Below are 23,437 nucleotides of genomic sequence, written 5' to 3' on the forward strand. Positions count from 1 at the left end.
TGTCAGCAAAAGGAAGAATAAATCGCCTTTACCAATGTGTTTACGCAGTTTCGCGAGTTATTTGCAGATCCCCTATATCTGTGGGAGCTAACTTGTTGGCGAAGAAGACGTGTAGCAGGCACTCCGCCTCGCGAACACGTTCACTCCTACCGTTTCAGGACTCCAGATGACAACGCACCAACGTATCTCCAACAGCCGCTAAAACTTGTGGCCTGTCGCAGCCGGTGGTAGCGCGGGGGCAGCGGTCGCGCAAGAAGCAGCCGGTGGGTAGGTTGCGGTTGCCCGGCAGTTCGGTGGGCGCCGCAACTTGAGCGTTGTCTAGCGGCGCGCCCAAACGGGGCACGGCTTCGAGCAGCAGACGCGTATAGGGATGGCGCGGTCGCTCAAGCACCTCGGCGGTGCTGCCCAGTTCGACAATCTGCCCCAGGTACATCACCGCCACCCGGTCTGCCATGTGCCGAACCACCGACACATTGTGGGAAATCAGGATGTAGGTCAGGTCGCGACTGCGTTGCAACTCTTGCAGCAGATTGAGAATCTGCGCCTGCACCGAAATATCCAGCGCTGAGGTCGGCTCGTCGAGAACAATAATGTCCGGGTTGGAAGAAAGCGCCCGAGCAATGGCGATACGTTGCCGTTGCCCACCGGAAAACTGATGGGGGAAGCGCTCCATATACTCGGTGCGGATTCCGACTTGCGCGGCCACTTTAGCGGCGATCTCACGCATTTCCCGGCGCGGCGCGGCACGCTGGACGAACAGCGGCTCGGTGATGATTTTCCAGATCGGCAAACGTGGGTCGAGTGAGGACTGCGGGTCCTGAAACACGATCTGCACATTGCTGCTGCGTTCTCGGGCGTCGTTATAGATCCAGTTCAGCGTGCCGCTGGTGGGCTTGATCAGGCCCATCAGCAGTTGCGCCAGGGTGCTTTTGCCACAGCCGGACTCACCGACTACCCCCAGTGTTTCACCGCCACGAACGTCCAGGTCGATCCCGTTCAGGGCATGGGCCACGCCTTTCGGGCGACCCAACCAGTCGCTGCCTACCGGAAAATGCACGCGCACCTCTTTAAGGTCGAGAATCGACGCGCTGTCAGTCGGCAATTGTTTACGGACGTTGCTGATCATGCCGATGGCTCCTGAACGCTCAGCCAGCAGGCGCTTTTGCGCAGACCGCTGGCATCGATGGCCTGAAGGGGTGGGCGTTGGCTGCAAACCGGCATTGCATACGCGCAGCGGTCTCGAAACGTGCAGCCATCGGGCAATGCCGACAGGTTGGGCACTTGCCCCGGTATCGTCATCAACGGTTCGCCTGGCTGAACTTGTTCCGGCAAGCCGCTGAGCAAACCTTGGGTGTACGGATGACGCGGATCGGCCATAACCTCAGCGGTTGCGCCCTGCTCCACCACGGCGCCGGTGTACATCACGTACACCCGGTCGCAGAACTGCGACACCAAGGCCATGTCGTGGGTAATCAACAGAATCGCGGTGCCACGCTCACGGGCTTTTTCCCGCAACAGCAACAACACTTGGCGCTGCACCGTGACGTCTAACGCGGTGGTCGGTTCGTCGGCGATCAACAACTGCGGATCGCACGAGAACGCCAAGGCAATCATCACTCGCTGGCGCATGCCACCGGACAGTTCGAAGGGGTAGCTTTCAAGCACCTGCTCGGGATCAGCGATGTGCATGTCACGCAGCAAACCCAAGGCTTTGGTCCTCGCCTGCGCCTTGCTCAACCGTTGGTGGTGAATGATCACGTCGAGCATCTGCCGACCAACGCGTCGGGTCGGGTTCAGCGCCGTCATTGGCTCCTGAAAAATCATCGCCGCATCGCGACCGCGAACTTTCAGCAGGTCTTTCTCCTTGGCGGCGAGCATGTCGCGTCCCAGGATGTGCAAGCTGCCGCCGCTGACCCGGTAACTGCGCTCCGGTAACAACCGCAAGCTGAGCATCGCCGTGACGGATTTGCCGGAACCCGACTCGCCGATCACGCCCACGATTTCGCCCGGATTCACGTGCAACGAAACACCGTTCAGTGCTTTGACCGTGCTGCGATAAGCCGGGAACTCAATGCTCAGTTGGTCGATGACCAGCACCGGCGCTGCTGACGGATGAAGATATTGCGCACTGTGCATGCTCATTTCCCCTGTTGGCGCGGGTCGAGCAGGTCGCGTACGCCGTCGCCCAACAGATTGAAGCCGGTGGCGGTAATCAGAATCGCCAAGCCGGGGAAGGTCGAATACCACCATTGATCAAGGATGTAATTGCGTCCGGTGGCGACCATTGCGCCCCACTCTGCCGTTGGCTGTTGAGCGCCCAAACCGATGAAACCCAAGGCCGAGGCCATCAGAATTGCGCTGCCGATATCAAGGCTCAGTTGCACCAACAATGGCGGCATCGCGTTACGTGCGACGTGCCACAGCACGATGTGCCAACGTCCGGCGCCAAAGGTCTGCGCGGCTTTGACGTAGCCCATCTGGCGGATGCTCAATGCCTGCCCACGGGCCAGACGCACATAGAACGGAATCCGCACCAGCGTAATAGCCAACATCGCATTGAACAGGCTCGGCCCCAGCGCGGCGGTCAAGGCCATGATCAACACCAGCGACGGCACCGACAGCATGATGTCCATCAAGCGCATGATCAGGCCGTCGAAGCGCCCGCCGATGACCCCGGACATGCAGCCCAACAAGCCTCCGATCAAGCAGGACGCAAAGGCCACAAACAGCCCGACGCCCACCGATTGCCGGCTGCCATACACCACGCGGCTGAACAGGTCACGGCCCACTTCGTCGGTGCCAAACCAATGCGCCGCCGACGGCTCAGCCAACCGCTGGGCGAGGTTCAAGGCGTTGGGGTCATGGGACGCCAGCCACGGCGCGAAGGCCATGCACAGCAGCACCAGCAAGGTGATCGCCATGCCGGCCATGGTCAGCGGGCTGCGGCGGATCTGGTAACGCAAATAGGCGAATTTATCCTGCCAGCGCGGCGTGCCTGGCAATGGCGCGACGATGGGTGCGGAAAATGGCGTCGACATCTCAGTTCACCTCGCCAATGCGTGGGTCGATGACCCGGTACAGCAGGTCAATCGCCATGTTCAGCAGTACATAGATGAACGACACCAGAATCGCGAAGCCCATCACCGCTGGGAAATCCAACGATTGGATCGACTTGACCACATAAGCGCCCATCCCCGGCCAGGCGAACACCGTTTCGGTTAACACTGCGCCGTACAGCAAGTCACCCAAGGTCAGGCCCAGCACCGTTACTGACGGAATCAGCGCGTTAGGCAGCGCATGGCGCACTATCACCGCCCAGCGCGACAAGCCATACGCTCGGGCCGTGCGGATGTAGTCTTCACCCAGTTGATCAAGCATGGCCGAACGAATCTGCCGCGCGACCACGCCCAAATTGACGAAGCCCAGGGTCACCGCCGGCAAGATCAAATGCTGCACCGCGTTCCAGAACAACGCCCCATCCCCCGCCAGCAACGAATCAATCAGGTAAAACCCGGTGCGGTTTGGCGGCGGGTCGAGCCCTTCATCCAGCCGACCGCTGCCCGGCAGCCAACCAAGGTGCCCGTAGAACAGCACGATCAAGCCCAACCCGAGCCAGAACGCCGGCGTCGAAATACCGGTGACCGCGAGGGTCCGCGCCAGTTGGTCGATGGCGCGGTTGTGGTACACCGCCGACAGCACACCCAACGGCACTCCCACCAAAATCGACAGGGTCAGTGCGGTAAATGCCAACTCCAAGGTCGCTGGAAAGTACGCCTGCAAATCTTCCAGCACTGGCCGACTGGTCCGAATCGAGGTACCAAGGTCGCCGTGGAACAGGTCGAGCATGTAGCGACCGTATTGCTGATACAGCGGCAAATCCAACCCCAGTTGATGACGGATGTGCGCAACGATGGCGTCGGTGGCACGGTCGCCCGCGATCAACCGGGCCGGGTCGCCGGGGATCAAATGGGAGATGGAAAAGGTAATCAACGAAACGCCAAACACAACCAATAACAGGCCGAACAGGCGTTTGCGCAACATATTCAAGAAGGCCATGAGGCACCTCGGTAACGCGACGAATCGGCAGCGATAAGTTGCCGTGGGCACAGCGCTGCACCGACCTCCGCTTACGGGCGAGGTCGCTGGAGCGTTAACACGTTGCAGTGGCTGGCGGTTGTCCTGACGGACAGCCGCGTTTTACTTGGTGATGGTGTCGATGTTGAACACTTGCTCAAGCATCGGGTTAAACACGTAACCCTTCACCGTGCTGCGCATCGGCAGCGTGTAGGCCTTCTGGTACAGGTAGGCGTACACGCTGTCGTTGAGCACGATTTTTTGCGCTTGCTGGTACAGATCGGTGCGCTTGGCCGTGTCGTTGTTCGCCGCCGATTCGCGAATCAGCTTATCCACCGCCGGGTTGTCATAGAACGAACGGTTGCCCGGCAAGCCTTGAAGTTTGGAGTCGAACCAGAAGTTCATGAACATGTACGGGTCAGCAAAGTCTGGACTCCACGAACCAATGGCGATGTCGAAATCACCGGTGCCCAAGCGTTCACGCATGGTGGCGTTGGCCAGTTTTTCCATTTTCAGGTTGACCCCCAATGGCGCCAGGTCAGCTTGCAAGGTCAGCCCAATGGGCTCCCAGTTCGGGTCCTTGTCCGAGTACATGAAGTTAAGCGCGGTGATTTTCTCCGGGACTTTGGCCAGGTCGGCCTTGGCCTTGGCGGTGTCCTGCTTGAACGGCGGCAGTTTTGAATCGTAGGCCCACATGCCTTGGGGGATCGGCCCGTTCATGGGTTTGGCTTTGCCTTTCAAGATGCCATTGATGATGCCGTCGTAATCCAGCGCATCAACGATGGCCCGACGCGCGTCCGGGTTATTCATCGGTGCTTTCTTGTTGTTCAGATACAACAAGGTGACCCGCAGTGACGGGTAGTCGCCAATGACCACGCCTGGCTTTTTGCTCAGCGCATCCAACTGGTCTTCGGGCATGTCTTCAATGATGTCGAGGTCACCGTGTTCCAGTTGCAAGCGACGCACCGATGCTTCGCCGATGATCTTGATCACGACTTTTTTCAAGGCCGGTTTCGGGCCGGCGAAATAGCTGTTTTGCTCCATGGTCAACGCCTGACCTTTCTGCCACGACGCCAGGCGGAAAGCGCCAGAGCCTGCAGTGTGGGTCGACAAGTAGGCGTTAACGTCGTCGGATTTTTTCGCCACGTCCGGGTTGATGATGGCGCCGCCGTTGTGCGCAAGGGTGAAGAGGAACGGCGCATACGGGGCTTTCAGGGTAAAGCGCACGGTCATCGGATCGACCACCGAGACCTCCATGTCATCCGGGAACGCGCCGGACGGCCCTTGCTTGAGCTTCATCAGGCGGTCGAAGGAGAACTTCACCGCGTCGGCGTTCACTTCAGCGCCGTCGTCGAACTTGTTGCCCGGCTTGAGTTTGAACTCCCAGACCAGGTTGTCCGCCGAGGTGCTCCAACTGGCGGCCAGGTCGCCCTGCACTTCCGTGCTGCCCTTACCGTTCTCGACCTTGTAGGCCACCAACTTCTGATACGCCGGATAAGTCACGGCCCAGTCGTTGTTATCAATGGTCACTGCCGGGTCGAGGGTCTGGGGATCGGACGGTTTGCCGATCACCAGGGTGTCTGGCGGTGTTGCAGCGCTGGCCGATTGCCAGGCGCCGAGGCCCAGTGCTGAACACAGCAGGGCCAAGGCCATTGTGCGCGGGGTGAAAAGTCGGTTCATGCCGGTTCCTTGATCATTCGAACGATGGAATTTCGTCGGTTCATCTTTTATGAAAAGCTATTAAGAGCTATGAAAGCTCCACCGGCAGTTGAAACCCAAGCACCTTTTCAGGTGCTTGCAACGGACAGTCATTGGCCTTTCAGCTAAACGTCTGCACCGGGTATACGCCGGGATTCATGGGTGCCCCGGTCAGGTCTTGCGGTGTCACGGTTCATCAGGTGTGGCGGTGTGGCGATTTCAATTAACGGCCGGGCGAATCGAGTGATCGTCGATCATTGGATACGCGTCGGCATTGGGCAATTCGTAGTGCCACCATTCGCTGGCAATGTGCTGGAAACCCGCCCCGAGCATGATTCCCAGCAGCAACAGGCGATTGCGTTGCACGGCAGGTGGCAGGTCAGGGAAAAACGGGTGGGACTGCTCGCGCATGTCATCGAACCCGGTGCCCATGTCCAGCGGCTGGCCGTCACCGTCCAGCAGCGTCAAGTCCACCGCCACGCCACGGCTGTGGGGCGAACCCAGTTGCGGATCACGCACGTATTCGGGGTTCGGTAAGGCCTGCCATAACAACAGCTGGGCATAAGGCGGACGGTAGGCGTCAAACACCCGCAAGCTCAATCCGGCCTGGCGCGCCAATCGGCTGGCCAGGCGCATGCAAATTTCAGCGTCACGGTGCAGCAGGCAGCGTGCGTCCTTGTAAATCGGTTTGCCTGCCAAGTTATCGGCGCTGGCGTAAATCAAGTCGATTTCGATCTCAAGCGCCTCGGCATCAACCTCGACAAGTGGGCTGCTGTTCACTCAAACACTCCAAAATCCAAAGTAAAAAAAGGCGCTATTCGAACTGGCCGAAAAGCTCTTGTAGCTGCCGGTTTTTCGCCAGACGCTCATCCAGCCCACTGCCATATTTTTCTGCCACGGCAGAGACCATCAGGTTAAACAGGCAGGCCAGTGGCGCCATGGAATCCCAAAACTGCCCGACGTCGGACTTCAACTGCAACAGGTCCATCGGGTAGTCACGCGCCCAAGGACAGTGGAAATCGGTGATCAGCGCCAGTGGTAAGTTGTTGCTGCTGGCGACCTCGCAAAACGTGCGGGCCACGGCTGAATAAGTACGAAAATCGGCGATCACTGCGTAGGGTTTTTCGAACCGGGAGTTCAGTGATTCGGCGTAGGTACCTGACAAACCATCGACGTAATAAACCTTCGGCCGGATGTATTCCAAGTGGCTGTGAAACGCATTGAGGAGGCCTCGGGTGGTCTGGATGCCGACGATGAACACCGCATCGGCGGCGTACAACTGCTGGACGATCTGGCCGAACTGTTCGCTGCGAGCCAGGCCATACACGTGTTGGATGGCCTCCAGCTCGCGGGTCAGTGAGCGGTCAAGCGCGTCGCCATGGGTCGCCTCTTCCCGAAAAGCCCCAAGCCGGTCAGTGATCAGCCAGGTGTTCACCGAATCACCACGCAGGCTCTGCTTCACGTCATCCAGATTGCGATAACCCAGCGAACGCAAAAAACGCCCGACCGAAATGCCGGTGGTGCCGGTCTGCTGCGCAATGCTGTCAGCGGTCTCGAACGGCAGCTTCTGCGGGTGGGCCAACAGATAACCCGCAATCCGCTTCCCCGTCGGCGTCAGGCTATTGAAGCGCTGCTCCAATGCGTCGTGAAAACTGCTTTTTTCCATGGCATTCATACGGGCTTCAGCGTCCGAAATCGGTGTCAAAATGTTAGATAACATTCATTTTGTCGCAATATGTTAGCAACATAACATTCGTTTTAAATCGAACACAAACGGTTTTTTGTAGAAATTTCAGGACGGAAAATTAATGATTCAAGAGGGTGCGGAGGGAGGGGGAAATGCGCTTTTTGTGGGCGGATATGTGGTGTTTGGCGAAATGAATTCATTCTGTAGGAGCCAACTTGTTGGCGAAGATTCTTCAGACGTATCGCAGCCTCCGGCAGCTCCTACAGAATTTGTGCACGGCCAGAATCTGTGGGACCGAATTCATTCGGGAAGGCGTCGGTTCTGATTCACACCACTGTCAACGCCGCCACCGCATCCAAAAACCCCACATCAAACGTGCGGATCACCCGGTGGTTTAACCAGTGGAACCGCATATTGCGGCTTGAGCTTGCCTTCTTTGTCGAGCAACCAGGCGTCCAATATCTGGCGCACCACGGGCCCCGCAACACGGCCACCGGCCTCGCCGTTTTCAATCATCACCGACACCGCGATTTTCGGTTTACCCGCCGGGGCAAAGCCGACGAACAAGGCGTTATCACGGTTACGTTCCAAGGTCTTCAGGCGGTTGTAGCGCTCGCCCTGTTTGATCGCAACCACTTGCGCGGTGCCGCTTTTACCGGCAATCCGGTACTGCGCGCCCACCGCTGCCGCACGGGCAATGCCGCGCGGATCGTGCATGACCATCTGCATGCCGTGGTTGACCTGCTCCCAATCTGCGTTGTTGCGCAGCACGATGTTAGGCATCGGATGCTCGTCGACCGGCGCTACGCCGTCCACGGTTTTCGCCAAGTGCGGGCGGATCCATACGCCTTTGTTGGCGATCAGCGAAGTGGCTTGGGCCAATTGCAACGGCGTGACCTGCATGTAGCCCTGACCGATGCCGAGAATCACCGTTTCGCCTGGAAACCATACCTGTCGTCGCGTAGCACGTTTCCATTCACGGGACGGCATTAAGCCTGGCGCTTCTTCAAACATGTCCAGCGAGACTTTTTGTCCCAGCCCGAACATGGTCATGTAGTCATGCATGCGGTCGATGCCGAGCTTGTGCGCCAAGGTGTAAAAGTAGGTGTCGTTGGAACGCATGATCGCCGCGTCCATGTCCACCCAACCGTCACCGCTGTGGTTCCAGTTGCGGTATTTATGGTCGTAATCCGGCAACTGGAAATACCCAGGGTCAAACACCCGGGCTTGTGGCGTTACTACTCCACTGTCGAGTCCGGCAATCGCCACTTCCGGCTTGATCGTCGAACCCGGCGCGTACAAGCCGCGCAGTACGCGGTTAAACAACGGCCGGTCAACCGAATCCCGTAGCGCTGCGTATTCCTTGAAGCTGATGCCGGTGACGAAGAGGTTCGGGTCGAAACTCGGCTTGCTGACCATCGCCAGAACTTCGCCAGTTTCCGGGTCCAGCGCCACCACCGACCCACGGCGGTCACCCAACGCGTCTTCGGCCGCTTCTTGCAAATGCACGTCCAAGCTCAAAACAATGTTCTTGCCGGGAATCGGATCGGTGTGTTTAAGCACTCGCAACACCCGGCCTTGGGCGTTGGTTTCAACCTCTTCATAGCCCACTCGCCCGTGCAACTCGGACTCGTAGAACTTTTCGATACCGGTCTTGCCGATCGATTGCGTGCCCCGGTATTCAACGGCATCCAGCTGCTTGGACTCTTTCTCGTTGATCCGGCCCACGTACCCAATCGAGTGAGCAAAATGCTCGCCGTACGGATAATGCCGAACAAACTGCGGCTCAACGTCCACTCCCGGCAGACGAAACTGATTGACGGCGATCAAGGCGATTTGTTCTTCGGTCAACTCATACAGCAGCGTTACCGGATCAAAATGATGGCGAGCCTGCTTTAGGTCCTTGTCGAACAGAATGCGGTCTTCTTCCGGCAAGCTGAGAATGCTGATCAGCGAATCCAGGACCTGACTCCAGTCCCCGGAACGCTCACGGGTCATGATCAGGTTGAAACTCGGTCGGTTATCAGCCAGCACGACGCCGTTACGGTCGTAGATTATGCCCCGCTCCGGGGTGATCGGCAGCACGTGAACCCGGTTGTTTTCTGAAATGGTCGAGTGATAGGCGAACTCGGTGACTTGGAGGAAATACATTCTGCCCACCAGAATGCAGCTCAAGATGGCGACGAGCAGGCCACAGACCGCCAATCGCTTATTAACCAGCTGCGTTTCTTTCTCATGGTCTTTTAAGGGAATTGGATCAGGCATTTCTACAGCTTCTCGTTTAAAAAGGGACAATCATCACAAATTGTGACGCACGATACCAAGAAGTGCGCACCAATATGGATTCATCTGCCGGACGCGACCTTTGAGACAGATGCACCGATGGGAAAATCACCCTGATTTGGGGGGCTACAGGCTATCCATTCAGGCGCGCAGAACCGGTATCGTGTGGTGCACATGCCGACGGGAGCAGCGCGCTCCTTTATTCAGCGGGTCAAGTTCGGAACACTCATGCTGAAAAAAAAACAGAGAGCGCCGCGGTGGTCGCTGTTGCTTGCTCACTGCAAAATCCCGATTTACTGGGTAAAAGGACGGGAACTGAACATCCTGCAAGCCGGCGCCATCGCTGCCGTGTCGGGTATTTGCGGGTTATTGGGACAGATTTGATGAGCGCCGGCGAACCGCACGAGGTTTTGTACAGGCTGGGACCGAATTCATTCGGGAGGCGGTCAATCTGGCGCACCGCGTCAAGCTATTCGCGAATGAATTCGCTCCTACAGAGCCCTGTGATCAGCGGCGTTTCATCCGGTCAATGATCACCGCGATCAACAGAATCGTTCCGCGAATCACGTATTGATAGAAGGTGTCGATATTCTTCAGGTTCATCGCATTCTCGATGATCGCCAGAATCAGCACACCGGCAATGACATGTCGAATCATCCCGATGCCGCCACTCAGCGACACGCCTCCCAGCACGCAGGCCGAGATCACCGTCAGTTCAAAACCCTGCCCGATCATCGGTTGACCCGAGGTCATGCGCGAGGCCAATACCACGCCGGCCAGGGCACCGATCACCCCGTGCACGGCGAAGATGATGATCTTGGTTCGGTCGACGTGTACGCCCGCCAACAGCGCGGCTTCTTGGTTGCCGCCGATGGCCATGGTGTTTCGCCCGTAGGTGGTGTAATTCAGCAGCCAACCAAAGAACAAGAAGCACAGTACGGTGATCACGATCGGTACCGGAACGCCGTAGATCATGCCGTTACCGAAGACGAAAAAGTCCTGGTCCATTACCCCAACTGCTTTGCCGCTGGAGAAGATGTAAGCCAGGCCACGCACGATCTGCATCGTTGCCAAGGTCGCGATCAAGGCATTGATGCGCAATTTTGCGATCACGATGCCGTTGACCAAGCCCACCACTAGGCCCATGGCCAAGGCCGCTGAAACCCCTAGGAACACGCTGTTAGTGTCGCGAATAACCAGACCCGCAACCACCCCCGCGCAGGCGATGACCGACCCTACCGACAAGTCGAAATGCCCGGACGCCAGGCAAAACAGCATGGTGCAGGCGGCAATTCCGACGGTGGACACCGCGAGACCCAAGCCACGCATGTTTAAGGACGACATGAAGTTATCGATGAACAGCGCACACAACACAAAGATGGTCAGCGCAGCGAGGAGCATGACCCAATCGTCGAAAAACCGACGCAGATTCAGCCCCTGCCGAGGAGCGGGCAGGCTATTTTCGTGTGACATATGTACCTCGTTTGTAGTTTTTTTTGTCAGCCACATAAGTAATTACCCGCGTGAGCGCGGAAGTGCCAATTGCAACAGTCGCGACTCATCCGCTTGGTCGCGAGACAGTTCACCCGTGAGAGCACCTTCGCTCATCACCAAAATACGGTCGGAAATGCCCATGACTTCCATCAAGTCGCTGGAGACCACAATCACCGCGATGCCGCTGGCAGCGAGTTTATGAATGATTTGATAAATTTCCGCTTTGGCTCCGATATCGATCCCGCGTGTCGGTTCGTCGAGCAGCAACACCTTCATGGGCATCGACAACCAACGGCCCAAAATCACTTTCTGCTGATTGCCCCCTGAGAGGTAAATAATCTGCTGATCGGGCGATGGGGTTTTGATGTTCAGGGCACGAATTTGTTTGTCAGCGTTTTCACTTTCCCAGCGTCCCTGGATCAGGCAACCCAGGGTGGCGTGGTTGCGACGTGCGCCCATGTTGATGTTTTCGGCCACGCTGGACAGCGGTACGATGCCTTCTTTTTTCCGGTCTTCGGGACACAACAACACCCCGGCGGCGATCGCGTCCCGGGGCGAGTTCAACGTCAGCGGTTTGCCGTCCAATTGCAGTTCGCCGGCCTTGCTGCGGGCCAGCCCGGAGAGCAAACGCAACAACTCCGTGCGCCCTGCTCCGACCAAACCAAAGAAGCCCAATATCTCGCCCTTGGCCACCGAAAAGCTGACGGGCTCTTGCAGGCCATGACCCAGCAAGCCATCAACCTTCAGCGCCGTCCCTTGGTGCTCCCGTGGCCGATAGTCGTAAATATCCTGAATATCGCGACCTACCATGCACGTCACTAACTGGTCATGGCTCAAGTCGCTCATTTGCTCGAACGTACGAACGAAACGACCGTCCTTGAACACCGTCACGGCATCGCAAATGCGGAAAATTTCTTCCATGCGGTGCGATACATACAAAATCACCCGGCCTTCATCACGCAGCTTGGCGATGATGGTCATCAAGCGTTCGATTTCACGCGCTGAAAGGCTGCTGGTGGGTTCGTCGAAGGCAATCACGTGGGCGTTGTGCGACATGGCCTTGGCGATTTCAACCAACTGCCGCTGGCCCAGGGACAGATCGCCCAGGCGCGTGGACGGGTCAATCTCATCCGCCAGGCCTTTGAGTAATTCCCGCGCCCGACGCAACATGGCGCGCCGATTGACGACACCGAAGCGCGACGGCATATGACCCAGCAGCAGGTTTTCCGCCACGGTCATTTCTGGCACCAATTGCAGCTCTTGGTGAATCACCGCCACACCGCCAGCGATGCTGTCCGCCGCCGACTTGAAATGCATGGTGCGATCGCCGATCTGTAAGTTACCGCTGTTAGGCTGATACGAACCGCCGAGAATTTTCAACAGCGTCGACTTGCCGGCACCGTTCTCGCCCATCAGTGCGTGCACTTGGTGGGGACGCGCGACGAAGCTGATTTCAGAGAGCGCACGCACGCCGGGGAAAACTTTGCCAATATCATTGAAACGCAGACTTTCGCCCGCTTGTTGTTGTTCCACCATGAAACCACCTCTTACCTCGTTCCGGTGGTCGGAACGAGGTCTTGCAGATGCCAGCCTGAACAGCCAGGCGCGTCAGGACAGATCAAACCCGGCTTACTTATAGAGGCCGATTTTGGTCAATACGTCTTTGAAGTTGGCGCGCGTAATCAGTGTGACATCGGCCAGCGCCGTGTATTTCGCAGGTTCTTTGCCGGTGGTCACCCACTCGTACATCGACAGCGCGGTGCCGTAACCTTCTTTGTCCGGGCTTGGTAGCATCGAGCCAAAGAAGCCACTGTCTGGTTTCTTCAATTCGTCGATGGCGTCAGTGCCATTGATGCCGATACCGATCACGTGTTTGGCATCGAAACCTGCGCTTTCGGTTGCACGTACGCCACCCAGAACGGTGTTGTCGTTCATGCCGCCGATGATCAGGTTTTTCGCGGTGTTTGGCAGCTTGACCAACGCCGAGTTGGTGGCGTCCATGCTGCCCGGTACGTCGAGGGTTTTCTGTGCGGTATAGAGGATGTGATCTGCGGGTAGACCTGCTTTTTCCAGCGCATCCACCGAGCCGTCGGTGCGCTTCTTGCCCGTGTCCAATTCGTTGTAGGTGTTGATCACCGCGTAGGTTTCTTTCCAGTCCCATTTGCGATTTTTCGCTTCGGTAGCCATGGCGCTGCCCTGTTTCTGGCCTACTTCAAACGCAGCCATGCCCAGGTACGGCACATCTTCCATGAACTTGCCATTGCCATCGACGAAGCGGTCGTCGACCGTCATCACTTTCAGGCCATTTTGCTTGGCTTTGGCGACGATCGAAGACCCGAGCCCGACATCCGGCGCACAGATGACAAAGCCTTTGGCGCCGTTGGCGGCCAAGCTGTCGATGGCGGAAAGGGTTTTTTCACCGTCGGGAACGGCGATTTTGATCACGGTAAAGCCGTGTTCTTTACCGGCCTTTTCAGCGAAGGCCCATTCAGTCTGAAACCAAGGCTCTTCGGCCTGTTTGACCAGGAAACCGATTTTGACTTCTTCAGCGGCAGATGCGGTGGTGCCCAATCCCAGTATTGCAGTGGCGACAGCGGCACAGCACAGGGAACGAATCCCGTGACGACTCAACATAGCTAACTCCTTATTTTTATTGAATAGCTACAGCGTGGACGATTTGGCGCAGTGGCTACCGACCCTTGAAAGGGTGGTCTTGATTCCTGGGGAAAAGTACGACCAGAAACCGACAAAACAGTCATATCATAATATGAATGGTGCCAAGGTAACGTAGTGTCACCTTGGCTCAGACAGTCAGCCGCCACCCTCGCCAGCGAGGTCCGCACGATTAACCTGCGAACCGATGACAGGCCATACCCGCCACCCCGACCGGTGCCATGATCACCGCACCGGCAAGCGCGCCATTGGCCGAAGCTGGCGCAGCACTGGTGACGTACAGCGTAGACAACTCCGGACCACCGAAGACGCAACTGGTGGGGTGACTGACCGGCAGCTCTACCACTCGGTCGACAGCACCGTCTGGGGCAAACCGAATCAGGCAATGGCCCTCCCAGCGCGCGTTCCAGATATAGCCTTCAGCGTCCATCGCCGAGCCATCGGGATCACCGCGCGGGTGTTCGGCAGCCCAAATCGTCCGCTCGCCCAAAAGACCATCGGCCGCGATGGGGTAACGATAGATCACGCCGTCCAGAGTGTCGGCACTAAATACCGCCGTCGCCTCTGCGTTCCAAAGCAGGGTGTTGACGATGCCTTGCTCAGCGAGCAGTGGCGTAACACTGGCGTCCGGATCGACGCGAAACAGGCCGCCCGAACGCCGCATCAACGGCACGTCACCGCCTTGGGCATCCAGGTTGTTTTGCATGCTCCCTAGCCATAACCGCCCCTGCACATCGCAACGCGCTTCGTTGGGACGATTTCCCGCGACTGGGTCAGCCACGCAAAAGAGAGAGAGTTTTGGTTGGTCCGCGGGGGAAGAAAGGTCCAGGCGGTAGACGCCACTGGCCAGGGTGACCAACGCATCGCCCGATTCGCAGGGAATAAAAGCGGAAACCGGCTCGGTGAAACGCCACTGATGATAACGGCCATGACTCAAGCGGCAGGCCAGAAAGCCGGCAATATCGACCCAATACAACGCTTCTTGCTCGCGATCCCAAAAAGGACCTTCTGCCAGTTTGAAGCGTTTTTCTGACACAGGTTGCCAGTGCATAAACCGTCCTTATTCTTATTTTTTTGTGCTTCATTATTTACAGCGCTTGGGGCATTGCTCAGCTAGGTTGCAGCTGAGACTTTTCGAATCCCGCATCGCTTTTATGCGCAGCGTAATAGCGTGAAATGGTCACCGTCGCCTGTTCGATCAGGCTCATGCAGGCCCACACGCCTCGCGCGGCATCACGTGCTGTAATCGCGTCAGCCAATTCCTTGTGCAACGGCAAGGTCTTGCCCAACTCCTGCGGCGCCGCCGACGACACCTCGAACGACACCGCCAACAATGTCCCTAACGCGGGCAACATTTGCTCGATGAACTGGTTATGGCTGGCCGCCAGCACCGCCTCATGAAAACGTTGGTCGGCGCGGTTGTAATCGCCCTTGTCGTCCAGCGAAGCCTCAAGTGCGCGGTACGCCTCCTGAATGTCAACAATCTGCAGCGGGCTCGCACGTTCACAGGCCCAGCGCACAGCCATGGGTTCAATGGTGCGTCGCAAATCCAACAGGTCCATGACGAAATTTTCCGGCAAGCCTTTCTTTGCCAGCCAACCCACCACCTGCGGATCAAACAAATTCCAACTGCGTATCGGCATCACCCGAGTCCCGACTTTGGGCCCCACTTCCAAAATGCCCTTGGCCACCAGCGTCTTGATTGCCTCGCGGATCACCGTTCGGCTGACCCCTAATTCCTCACACAACGCGGCCTCAACCTTGAGCGTCTGCCCTGGCAACACATGGCCCGCAGCAATCCAGGTGCCCAGCCAATCCACGGTCGACGCATGATAATTACTGCTCATCCCCAGCGCCTCTGTCTGCGGCTATTTCCGCAAATTGAGGCTAATCATCATACGATTAGCTGTCAAACGACTATGCTGCCTTGGCTGAGTATCTTTGACGCCACATCCATCACTGCCCAACACTAAATAGTATTACCATTAATTTTTCAAGTACTGCTTTTTGGGCTATAAATGGCAATTAGTGAATTTTACCGAGCCGAATAGTCTGATTAATAGGCGCTGCGACAGGGAGGCGGATATTCATTCTGTGGGAGCAGGCTTGCCTGCGAAGAGGCCCGTCATCGCGCCGCTGATGTCGACCTGAATCCTGAGTCGCTTGCATTGACGCTTTCGTTGGCAAGCCAACTCCCACGGAGACTTTTGGCAGACATGGAATAGTAGGCACTGAACATCTGATCGCAGCAGCCTTCGGCAGCCCCTACAGAGGTTTTGATCTGTTTTTGGATTTTTCATAGAAGGAGTTGCCCACCCAGAAACCGATACACCGTCAGGAAAACTGCGCTTTTCAAACCCTACTCTGTTCAAAAATAAAAAAGGAAAGGTAGCTATGATGCATCGCACACTCACCCTCAGCGGCCTCAGACTGTCCTTGATGATCGCCACACTTTCTGCTCACGCCGCTGGACTGACCAGCGAACACAGCGCCTTCGGCACCACTTCGGACGGCGCGCCCATCGAAAAATACACCCTGCGCAACAGCCACGGCATGCAAGCCAGCATCATTACTTGGGGCGGCGTTCTGCAATCGCTGATGGTCCCGGATAAAAACGGCAAAGCCGATGACGTGGTGTTGGGCTTTGACGATATTCAGGGCTATCAAGCCAACCCCACGGTCTACTTCGGCGCGACGATCGGTCGCTTTGGCAACCGCATCGCCGGGGGCAAATTCTCTCTGGACGGCAAGCAGTACCAAGTGCCCACCAATGACGGCCCGAATTCGCTGCACGGCGGCAGCCAAGGCTTCGATAAACGCGTCTGGAAAGCCGAGGCCAGCAAGGAAAAAGGCTGGGTAGGCGTGACACTGACCTACACCTCCCCAGATGGCGAAATGGGCTTTCCCGGCACATTGGAAACCCACGTCACCTACAGCCTTAACGAGAAAAACGAGCTGCGCATTCAGTACCGCGCCACCACCGACAAACCCACTGTGCTTAACCTGACCAACCACAGTTACTTCAACCTGGCTGGCGCGGGCAGCGGCGACGTTCTAAAACAAGTCGCCACGGTGTACGCAAGCACGTACACACCGGTCAACAGCACGCTGATCCCTACTGGGGAGTTGGCACCCGTGGCAGGAACCCCGATGGACTTCCTCCACCCCACGGCGTTCGGCAAAAACATTCACGCCGACCATCCGCAGTTGAAATTCGCCGAGCCCAAGCAAGGTGGTTTTGACTTCAACTGGGTACTGGACACCAAAGGCAACGTCGGCAAACTGGCCGCCGAAGTGCGCGACCCGCAATCTGGACGGCACTTGCAGCTCTACACCACTGAACCCGGCGTTCAGCTCTATACCGGCAACTTCCTCGACGGCACCGTCAAAGGCAAGGCTGGCAAGGTTTACCCACATTGGGGCGCGTTTACCCTGGAAACCCAGCACTACCCAGATGCGCCTAACCAGCCTAACTTCCTGAGCACCCGCCTGGACCCTGGCAAGGTTTACACCCAGACCACGCTGTTCAAGTTCTCAAATAAATGAGAGTCGATAGATAAGCGTGAACTTAGGCATCGGGGTTTATTCACCCCGGTGCCTTTATGTACGTACCAGCAGCTTCGCGGCCAGAAATCGGTGATCCGCCGAAAATAGCCGTCGGTACGTGAGCAACACCGCGAGCACCGTGCCCAAACCAGACGCGGCCGCGATCAAAAACATGATGATGATTTGATAACGCACCGCCTGAATCGGCGATTGGCCCGCCAGCACCTGGCCGGTCATCATCCCCGGCAGGCTGACAAGTCCGACCACGGTCATTTGATTCAGCGTCGGTATCATTCCGGCCCGTACCGCCTGCCGCGCGGGACCTTGCGCTGCTTCCCAGCGCGATGCGCCCAGCGCCAGGCTCATCTCTACTACCGTACGTCCGGCCGTCAATTCCTGTGTCATTCGGTCGATGCCCAACGAAACACCGGTCAGGGTGTTACCGAGAATCATGCCGAGAATCGGGATCGCGTATTGCGGTTCATACCAGGGATGAATCCGGATAATCGCGAACAAACCCACTGCCGTCACCAGCCACGAACTGAGCCAGATCGACACGATGCTGTCGAGGCGCTGGCCCACGTAAGTGCGTCTGCCGCGCTCCGACGCCGACAGCCCGGCAATCAAGGTCATCGCGGCCATTAATGGCAACACCACGTACCACTCGCCATGGCCGAAGACCCAGCCCAGTACGTAACCAATGGCCAGTAATTGCACCACCGTACGAACCGCCGCCACAGCCAACTTACGCTCCAGGTTGAGTTTCAACAGCAACGACAACACGCCGTTAATCAGGATCAGTGAGGACGCAATGCCGATGTCCAGCAGCGACAGGTTTTGATAATCCATCACGGGGTTTCCTCGCTCAATGTGCCGGCCAGCATCGTCAGTTGACGCCCGCTCATGCGCTGCGCCTGCGCTTGATCGTGGGACACCCATAAATAGGCGCGGCCATTGTCGTTCGTCGCGTTGAACCACGCCGTGACCAGCGCTTCGATCTCTTGCGAAGACTCCGGGTCCAACGCAGCAGTGGGTTCGTCGAGCAGCAGCACATCGGGTTGCAATTGCAGCACCCTGATCAACGCCGCAATTTGCGCCTCCCCGCCGGATAACTCACTCGACTGTTTGTCGAGAAAACTATCGTCCCTCCCCGCCTGTTTCGCCAACCGCACCGCCGCGTCGCGATCAAAGTGCAGGTCGTTGTAAACCTTCAGGCTGAACGGGTAGCGCAGGTTGTCTTCGACCGTACCTTCCAACATCGCCGGACGCTGGGCGATGTAGCTGACATGACGTCGAAAGGCCGGAATTGCGGCGCCACTTACCCGCGTGTTGCGCCAAAAGATTTGGCCGGCATCCAGTGAATCCAACAACGCCAAGGCACGAAGAAAGACGCTTTTTCCCGACCCCGACGGCCCGGTCACCGCCACCCGGTCACCTGCGGCCAAGCTGAAGTCCACGCAATTGAGCAAATGGGTTTTGCTTTTTGCGTTATACCGGACCAGCCCGGTGGCGTTGAGAAGTATCTGCCGAGGCGTGGCCGGCGTTGGTTTGGGGGGAGAAAGCGTCATTGGATTACGGGTTCTCTGAAGTTACCGGTGAGGGTCGCAGCATAAGCGATGGCAGGCGTCTTTAGGAGTCAACGTGTTGGCGATGCATCCGCTACGGTGTGTCGGATACACCGCCTCGCGAACAGGTTCGTTCATACAGATTTTGACGATCCGCAGATTTCTATAGAAGCCGTCGAAGGCGGCGATGAGTGCTCGCGCTTATTATTTTGGGTCTGCCGAAGTCTCTGTGTGGCTTGCCAACGAAAGCGTTAATACACACGATTCAGGTTTCAGGTCGACATCCGCGGCGCGATTACGGGCGTCTTCGCAGGCAAGCCTACTCCCACAGTATCTGCAGCTGCTTGCTAACAACCGCGTCAACGAAATCCCAGAGCGGCACCGGCTTCGTAGCCTTCGGCAGCTCCTACAGGGGGGCGGGGTTCGGCGCGGTTTTTTGTTTGAATTGGATACGTTCCGCAAGGTCAAGAATCGCCTTCAGAACGTCGGACGGCGCCTCCTGCGGGATGTTGTGCCCGACCCCGCTCAGGATTCGCCGCTCGTAGAAGTCTGAAAACTGATTTGCATCGCCATCAATCTCGGGGGGCGGCCCGACGCCGTCATCGCGCCCACACAACGAAATCGTCGGCACGCCAATCATCGGCTGGGTAGCCAGCTGGGTTTCAATGGGCTCAAGGGCCGGATCGCCTTCCGTGTAGCCGTACCGATGCCGATAGGAATGAATTACAACGTCCACGAAGTCAGGATTGTCGAACGACTGCGCCGTCCGCTCAAACGCTGCCTCACTGAACACCCAAGGAGGCGACCACAGTTGCCATAACAAACGGCAAAACGCTTTGCGATTGGCTTCAAGTCCGGCTCGCCCACGTGGGCTATGGAAATAATATTGATACCAATAACGGTGCTCGGACTTCGGGTCTTGGGGTTGGGAGGAACCGGGGATGTCTTGGATGTTGTAGCCGTCGCCAGTGACCAACGCATTAACCCGTGACGGCCAAAGTGCGGCGACGACGCACGCCGCGCGCCCTCCCCAGTCATATCCCACCAGCGTAGCCTTCGCGATGCCAAGAGCATCCATCAGCTCCAGCAGGTCTTTACCCAGCGCAGCTTGTTGGCCGGAACGCAGGGTCTCGAGAGAAAGAAACCGCGTCGGACCGTATCCACGGAGGTAGGGAACGATGACTCGAAATCCCTTGTCGACTAACAGGGGGGTAAGTTCGTCGTAGCCTCGTGGATCATAAGGAAAGCCGTGCAACAACATCACCACCGCGGCACCCCTGTCTCCATGGGTTTCATAAGCCACTTCGAGCGTTGGGGTACGGATGAATTGGATGTTCGGTGTGGTCATAAGGGATGCCTTATCGACGAGAAAGGCCGCCTTTTTACGTAATATCCCGATAAATACAGGGGCCAATTCTGTAAAGCTCGGGTAAAGCTCGTTCCCTTATCCGGCGTTTTGGATTAATTATTATCAATCGCTTTACGATCCATCCGGAGTACGTCATGAGCAACATTCAAATCGGTATGTTTGCCTTGTTCGCCATAGCGGTGTTGGGAGCGCTCAATTTTTACTTGGACTTCCTGCGTACCAGCAAGCCCAAGAAAGACAAAATAAGCGCCCCCAAGTCCTGATATCCGGTTCAGCCCAGAAATGGCAACACGTGCTCCAACAGCAGTTCGGGTGCTTCTTCGGCGATGTAGTGCCCTGCGGCCACAGGTTCACCCCGCACATCGGTGGCGACGAGTTGCCATTCCTTGAGTGGATCAAAGCAACGCCCGACGATCCCTTCCTCACCCCACAGCACCATAAGCGGCAGCACTAGCCGGTTGCCCGCAGCCATGTCGGCACGGTCATGATCAAGGTCAATGCTGGCGCTGGCCCGATAGTCCTCGCAAACGCCTCGCGCGGCGCCCGGCAGTTTCAGGCAGCGCAGGTATTCGCCAAACGCTTGGTCGGTAAATGGCGCCATGCCCGCGCTACGGCTGCCCATGACGCTGCGCAGAAACTGTTCGGGATCGGCTTCGATCAACGTTTCCGGTAGCGGTGCCGGGCGGATCAGAAAAAACCAATGCCAATAGGCGCGGGCGAACGCCTCGTTGGTTTGGCTGTACATCGCCAGCGTCGGCGCGATGTCCAGCAGTACCATGCGGTTTACCGTGTGTGGATGATCCAGCGCCAACCGATGGGCAACCCTGGCGCCACGGTCGTGGGCCAACACCGAAAATGTTGAAAAGCCTAGTTCACGCATCAACTCAACGTTGTCGCGGCCCATTTCGCGCTTGGAATAAAGGCGGTGTTCGGGGTCGGCCAATGGCTTGCTGCTGTCACCGTAGCCACGCAAGTCAGCCGCGACCACGGTGAATTGTTTGGCCAGGGTTTCGGCGACTTTGTGCCAGATCACGTGGGTTTGCGGATGGCCGTGCAGCAACAACAGACCGGGGCCAGAGCCTCCAATGCGGTAGGCAATTTCAACACCGTTGACCTTACAGACCTTCTTTTCGAATCCAGCGAACATGGATGTCTCCTTATGATTATTGAAGACATCCTAGTTCGTTGTGCGTTCACGGCAAGGCGCAAAGCGTGGGGACCCCGTTCATGAAGTGTGTTTGCCTGGCACAGCCATTCGCAATTGGACCCGCCGATTCACTCGGAATTGGCTATTCGAAACTGCTGTCGAGGACGGTACTGTGACGCCCGACAAACAGTCGATCACCTTTGGAGACAACGAAATGAACAGCCGAATTGAATGGGGGAAAATGGCACCGGAGGCGTTGAAGGCGTTAATGGGGCTGGAGCAGGCCGTGGGTAAGTGTGGGCTGGAAAGTTCGTTGCTGGAACTGGTTCGCCTTCGTGCTTCGCAACTCAATGGCTGTGCTTATTGCGTGGACATGCACGCCAGCGATGCACGCAAAGCCGGTGAAACTGAAGCGCGCTTGCAAACGCTATGCGTCTGGAAAGAAACGGCGTTCTTCACGCCCCGTGAACGCGCCGCACTGGCGTGGGTCGAGAGCTTGACGCTGTTGTCCGTTCAGCATGCGCCGCAGGATCAATACCAGGCGCTGCTGGAGTATTTCAGCGAAGCCGAAGTGGTCAACCTGACGCTGGCGATTGCCACGATCAATGCCTGGAACCGTTTCGGCGTTGGTTTTGCGATGGTTCCGGCTTAGATGGTTCCGGCTTAAATGTAGGAGACCTCGGAACTTCATCTCAAACCTTAAGCATCCGACCACCCAACGCCACACCCAGCAGCAACACGGCGATGCACAAAAATGCCAGGTTCAAGCTGCTGGCGTGGGCGATGAAACCGATAACCGCCGGGCCCGCAAGAATGCCGCCGTAGCCCAGCGTGGTCACGGCAGGAACCGCTACATGTTCCGGCATGACGGTTTGTCGCCCGATGGCGCTGTAAAGCACTGGCACGATATTCGAGCACCCAACGCCCACCAACGCGTAGCCCAGCAACGTCGCTTCCCAGGCGGGAATAAGTGTCGCCAGCGTCAATCCCGCCGACGCGAACAGCCCCCCAAGAATGATCACCTGATTGGCCCCGACCCGACGCACGATGGCATCACCCGAGAGACGTCCGACGGTCATGGTCAGGGCAAATACCGCATAACCCAAACCGGCATAAGCCGGGTCAACGCCACGCATCGAACTCAGGAACACCGCGCTCCAATCCAGCATCGCGCCTTCGGTCAGGAACACCGTCAGGCATAACAGACCGATAAACAGCACGATGCCGTGGGGAATGGCGAACGCCGGACCTTTGCTCTCGCTGCCGTAGGTGAGGAAGTGCGGCGAGGCCTTAATCAGCGCGATGAGGATGATCGCCACCACCGCCCCCATGGCGATCAACGGGGAGGCGCCAACACTGAGCAACCCACTGACACTGGCTGCACCGGCAATCCCGCCGAGACTGAACAGGCCATGAAAGCCCGACATCATGGTTTTACCGCTGGCCCTCTCAACCATAATCGCCTGAATATTCACCGTGCAATCCAACGCGCCCATGCTGGCACCGAATACGAACAGGGTCGCGATCAGCAGCGGCAGGCTGGAGACCGTCGCCAATAATGGCAGACATAGGCAGATCAGTACGCTGGACAGGATCAAGACAATGCGGCAACCAAAACGCCCGGCGAGTATTCCAGCCAAGGGCATGGCGATGATCGAGCCGACACCCAGGCAGAGCAGCAATAGCCCGAGGGTGCCGTCGTTCAGATCGACGCGGGCCTTGGCATAAGGCACCAATGGCGCCCATGCGGCGACGCCAAAACCGGCAATAAAAAAAGCGATTCGGGTGGAAAGCTGCTCGCGTCGGGCGCTGATGGCCGGCGCAGCGATGTTGATAGAAGTCATGCAGCGTCCTTCGAAACGTCAGGCGGGTACAACCCGGCAATCGAAGCAGCCTAACAA

The 23,437-nt window shown here is 57.5% G+C and carries 22 protein-coding genes; 4 read left to right on the plus strand and 18 right to left on the minus strand.

What is annotated here, in order from left to right; all coding sequences use genetic code 11:
* Nucleotides 1-154: 154 nt before the first annotated feature.
* From RHM65_RS21670 to mrdA, 8 genes are all read right to left on the minus strand, one after another.
* The gene (locus RHM65_RS21670) at nucleotides 155-1,126 is read right to left on the minus strand and encodes an oligopeptide/dipeptide ABC transporter ATP-binding protein (protein ID WP_322168969.1); all 972 of its coding nucleotides are present in this window, start codon (nucleotides 1,124-1,126) and stop codon (nucleotides 155-157) included.
* Nucleotides 1,123-2,142, minus strand: a complete 1,020-nt coding sequence (locus RHM65_RS21675) for an ABC transporter ATP-binding protein (RefSeq protein WP_322168966.1) — start codon at nucleotides 2,140-2,142, stop codon at nucleotides 1,123-1,125. Before RHM65_RS21675 ends, RHM65_RS21670 begins: the two co-directional genes overlap by 4 nt.
* Nucleotides 2,139-3,038 (minus strand): D,D-dipeptide ABC transporter permease, encoded by a 900-nt coding sequence (gene ddpC, locus RHM65_RS21680; protein ID WP_322168964.1) that lies wholly within the window; start codon nucleotides 3,036-3,038, stop codon nucleotides 2,139-2,141. Before ddpC ends, RHM65_RS21675 begins: the two co-directional genes overlap by 4 nt.
* 1 nt (nucleotide 3,039) lies before the next feature.
* Nucleotides 3,040-4,056, minus strand: coding sequence for an ABC transporter permease (locus RHM65_RS21685; protein WP_322168961.1), 1,017 nt, complete (start codon nucleotides 4,054-4,056; stop codon nucleotides 3,040-3,042).
* Nucleotides 4,057-4,197: 141 nt separating this feature from the next.
* Nucleotides 4,198-5,754: an ABC transporter substrate-binding protein gene (locus RHM65_RS21690; RefSeq protein WP_322168959.1), complete on the minus strand. Its 1,557-nt coding sequence runs from the start codon at nucleotides 5,752-5,754 to the stop codon at nucleotides 4,198-4,200.
* 237 nt (nucleotides 5,755-5,991) lie between these two features.
* Complete coding sequence (ddpX, locus tag RHM65_RS21695; protein ID WP_322168956.1) at nucleotides 5,992-6,552, minus strand: D-alanyl-D-alanine dipeptidase; 561 nt, start codon at nucleotides 6,550-6,552, stop codon at nucleotides 5,992-5,994.
* 34 nt (nucleotides 6,553-6,586) lie between these two features.
* Nucleotides 6,587-7,438 (minus strand): MurR/RpiR family transcriptional regulator, encoded by an 852-nt coding sequence (locus RHM65_RS21700; protein WP_322170858.1) that lies wholly within the window; start codon nucleotides 7,436-7,438, stop codon nucleotides 6,587-6,589.
* Nucleotides 7,439-7,828: 390 nt separating this feature from the next.
* Nucleotides 7,829-9,724 (minus strand): penicillin-binding protein 2, encoded by a 1,896-nt coding sequence (gene mrdA, locus RHM65_RS21705; protein WP_322168952.1) that lies wholly within the window; start codon nucleotides 9,722-9,724, stop codon nucleotides 7,829-7,831.
* 246 nt (nucleotides 9,725-9,970) lie between these two features.
* On the opposite strand from mrdA, the gene RHM65_RS21710 reads away from it, so the two are divergent.
* A complete protein-coding gene (locus tag RHM65_RS21710; RefSeq protein WP_322168949.1) occupies nucleotides 9,971-10,126 on the plus strand; it encodes a hypothetical protein in 156 nt (51 codons plus the stop codon).
* Between the two features lie 123 nt (nucleotides 10,127-10,249).
* Here RHM65_RS21710 and araH read toward each other — a convergent pair whose 3' ends face one another.
* From araH to RHM65_RS21735, 5 genes are all read right to left on the minus strand, one after another.
* Nucleotides 10,250-11,215: an L-arabinose ABC transporter permease AraH gene (gene araH, locus RHM65_RS21715; protein WP_322168946.1), complete on the minus strand. Its 966-nt coding sequence runs from the start codon at nucleotides 11,213-11,215 to the stop codon at nucleotides 10,250-10,252.
* A gap of 42 nt (nucleotides 11,216-11,257) precedes the next feature.
* Nucleotides 11,258-12,772: an L-arabinose ABC transporter ATP-binding protein AraG gene (araG, locus tag RHM65_RS21720; protein WP_322168944.1), complete on the minus strand. Its 1,515-nt coding sequence runs from the start codon at nucleotides 12,770-12,772 to the stop codon at nucleotides 11,258-11,260.
* A 93-nt stretch (nucleotides 12,773-12,865) separates the two neighbouring features.
* Complete coding sequence (locus tag RHM65_RS21725; protein WP_322168942.1) at nucleotides 12,866-13,870, minus strand: substrate-binding domain-containing protein; 1,005 nt, start codon at nucleotides 13,868-13,870, stop codon at nucleotides 12,866-12,868.
* 211 nt (nucleotides 13,871-14,081) lie between these two features.
* Nucleotides 14,082-14,960, minus strand: a complete 879-nt coding sequence (locus RHM65_RS21730; RefSeq protein WP_322168939.1) for an SMP-30/gluconolactonase/LRE family protein — start codon at nucleotides 14,958-14,960, stop codon at nucleotides 14,082-14,084.
* A gap of 58 nt (nucleotides 14,961-15,018) precedes the next feature.
* The gene (locus tag RHM65_RS21735) at nucleotides 15,019-15,756 is read right to left on the minus strand and encodes a FadR/GntR family transcriptional regulator (protein WP_322168937.1); all 738 of its coding nucleotides are present in this window, start codon (nucleotides 15,754-15,756) and stop codon (nucleotides 15,019-15,021) included.
* Nucleotides 15,757-16,306: 550 nt separating this feature from the next.
* On the opposite strand from RHM65_RS21735, the gene RHM65_RS21740 reads away from it, so the two are divergent.
* On the plus strand, nucleotides 16,307-17,455 hold the full coding sequence (locus RHM65_RS21740) for an aldose epimerase family protein (RefSeq protein ID WP_322185361.1): 1,149 nt from the start codon (nucleotides 16,307-16,309) through the stop codon (nucleotides 17,453-17,455).
* Between the two features lie 54 nt (nucleotides 17,456-17,509).
* Here RHM65_RS21740 and RHM65_RS21745 read toward each other — a convergent pair whose 3' ends face one another.
* The 3 genes from RHM65_RS21745 to RHM65_RS21755 all read right to left on the minus strand — a co-directional run bounded on the left by RHM65_RS21745 (nucleotide 17,510) and on the right by RHM65_RS21755 (nucleotide 20,368).
* The gene (locus tag RHM65_RS21745; RefSeq protein WP_322168934.1) at nucleotides 17,510-18,304 is read right to left on the minus strand and encodes an ABC transporter permease; all 795 of its coding nucleotides are present in this window, start codon (nucleotides 18,302-18,304) and stop codon (nucleotides 17,510-17,512) included.
* Entirely contained in the window at nucleotides 18,304-19,023 is a 720-nt protein-coding gene (locus RHM65_RS21750) for an ABC transporter ATP-binding protein (protein WP_322168931.1), read from the minus strand. The genes RHM65_RS21745 and RHM65_RS21750 overlap by 1 nt, the downstream gene beginning before the upstream one ends.
* A 403-nt stretch (nucleotides 19,024-19,426) precedes the next feature.
* On the minus strand, nucleotides 19,427-20,368 hold the full coding sequence (locus RHM65_RS21755; protein WP_322168928.1) for an alpha/beta hydrolase: 942 nt from the start codon (nucleotides 20,366-20,368) through the stop codon (nucleotides 19,427-19,429).
* Nucleotides 20,369-20,523: 155 nt separating this feature from the next.
* Here RHM65_RS21755 and RHM65_RS21760 point away from each other — a divergent pair, with 155 nt between their 5' ends.
* On the plus strand, nucleotides 20,524-20,652 hold the full coding sequence (locus RHM65_RS21760) for a hypothetical protein (protein ID WP_322168926.1): 129 nt from the start codon (nucleotides 20,524-20,526) through the stop codon (nucleotides 20,650-20,652).
* An 8-nt stretch (nucleotides 20,653-20,660) separates the two neighbouring features.
* On the opposite strand, the gene RHM65_RS21765 is transcribed toward RHM65_RS21760, so the two are convergent.
* Nucleotides 20,661-21,536, minus strand: a complete 876-nt coding sequence (locus RHM65_RS21765) for an alpha/beta hydrolase (protein WP_322168922.1) — start codon at nucleotides 21,534-21,536, stop codon at nucleotides 20,661-20,663.
* Nucleotides 21,537-21,750: 214 nt separating this feature from the next.
* Here RHM65_RS21765 and RHM65_RS21770 point away from each other — a divergent pair, with 214 nt between their 5' ends.
* Nucleotides 21,751-22,188, plus strand: coding sequence for a carboxymuconolactone decarboxylase family protein (locus tag RHM65_RS21770; RefSeq protein ID WP_322168919.1), 438 nt, complete (start codon nucleotides 21,751-21,753; stop codon nucleotides 22,186-22,188).
* A gap of 40 nt (nucleotides 22,189-22,228) precedes the next feature.
* On the opposite strand, the gene RHM65_RS21775 is transcribed toward RHM65_RS21770, so the two are convergent.
* Complete coding sequence (locus tag RHM65_RS21775) at nucleotides 22,229-23,380, minus strand: MFS transporter (protein WP_322168916.1); 1,152 nt, start codon at nucleotides 23,378-23,380, stop codon at nucleotides 22,229-22,231.
* Nucleotides 23,381-23,437: the final 57 nt, after the last annotated feature.

The organism is Pseudomonas sp. CCI4.2, assembly GCF_034350045.1.
GTDB lineage: Bacteria > Pseudomonadota > Gammaproteobacteria > Pseudomonadales > Pseudomonadaceae > Aquipseudomonas.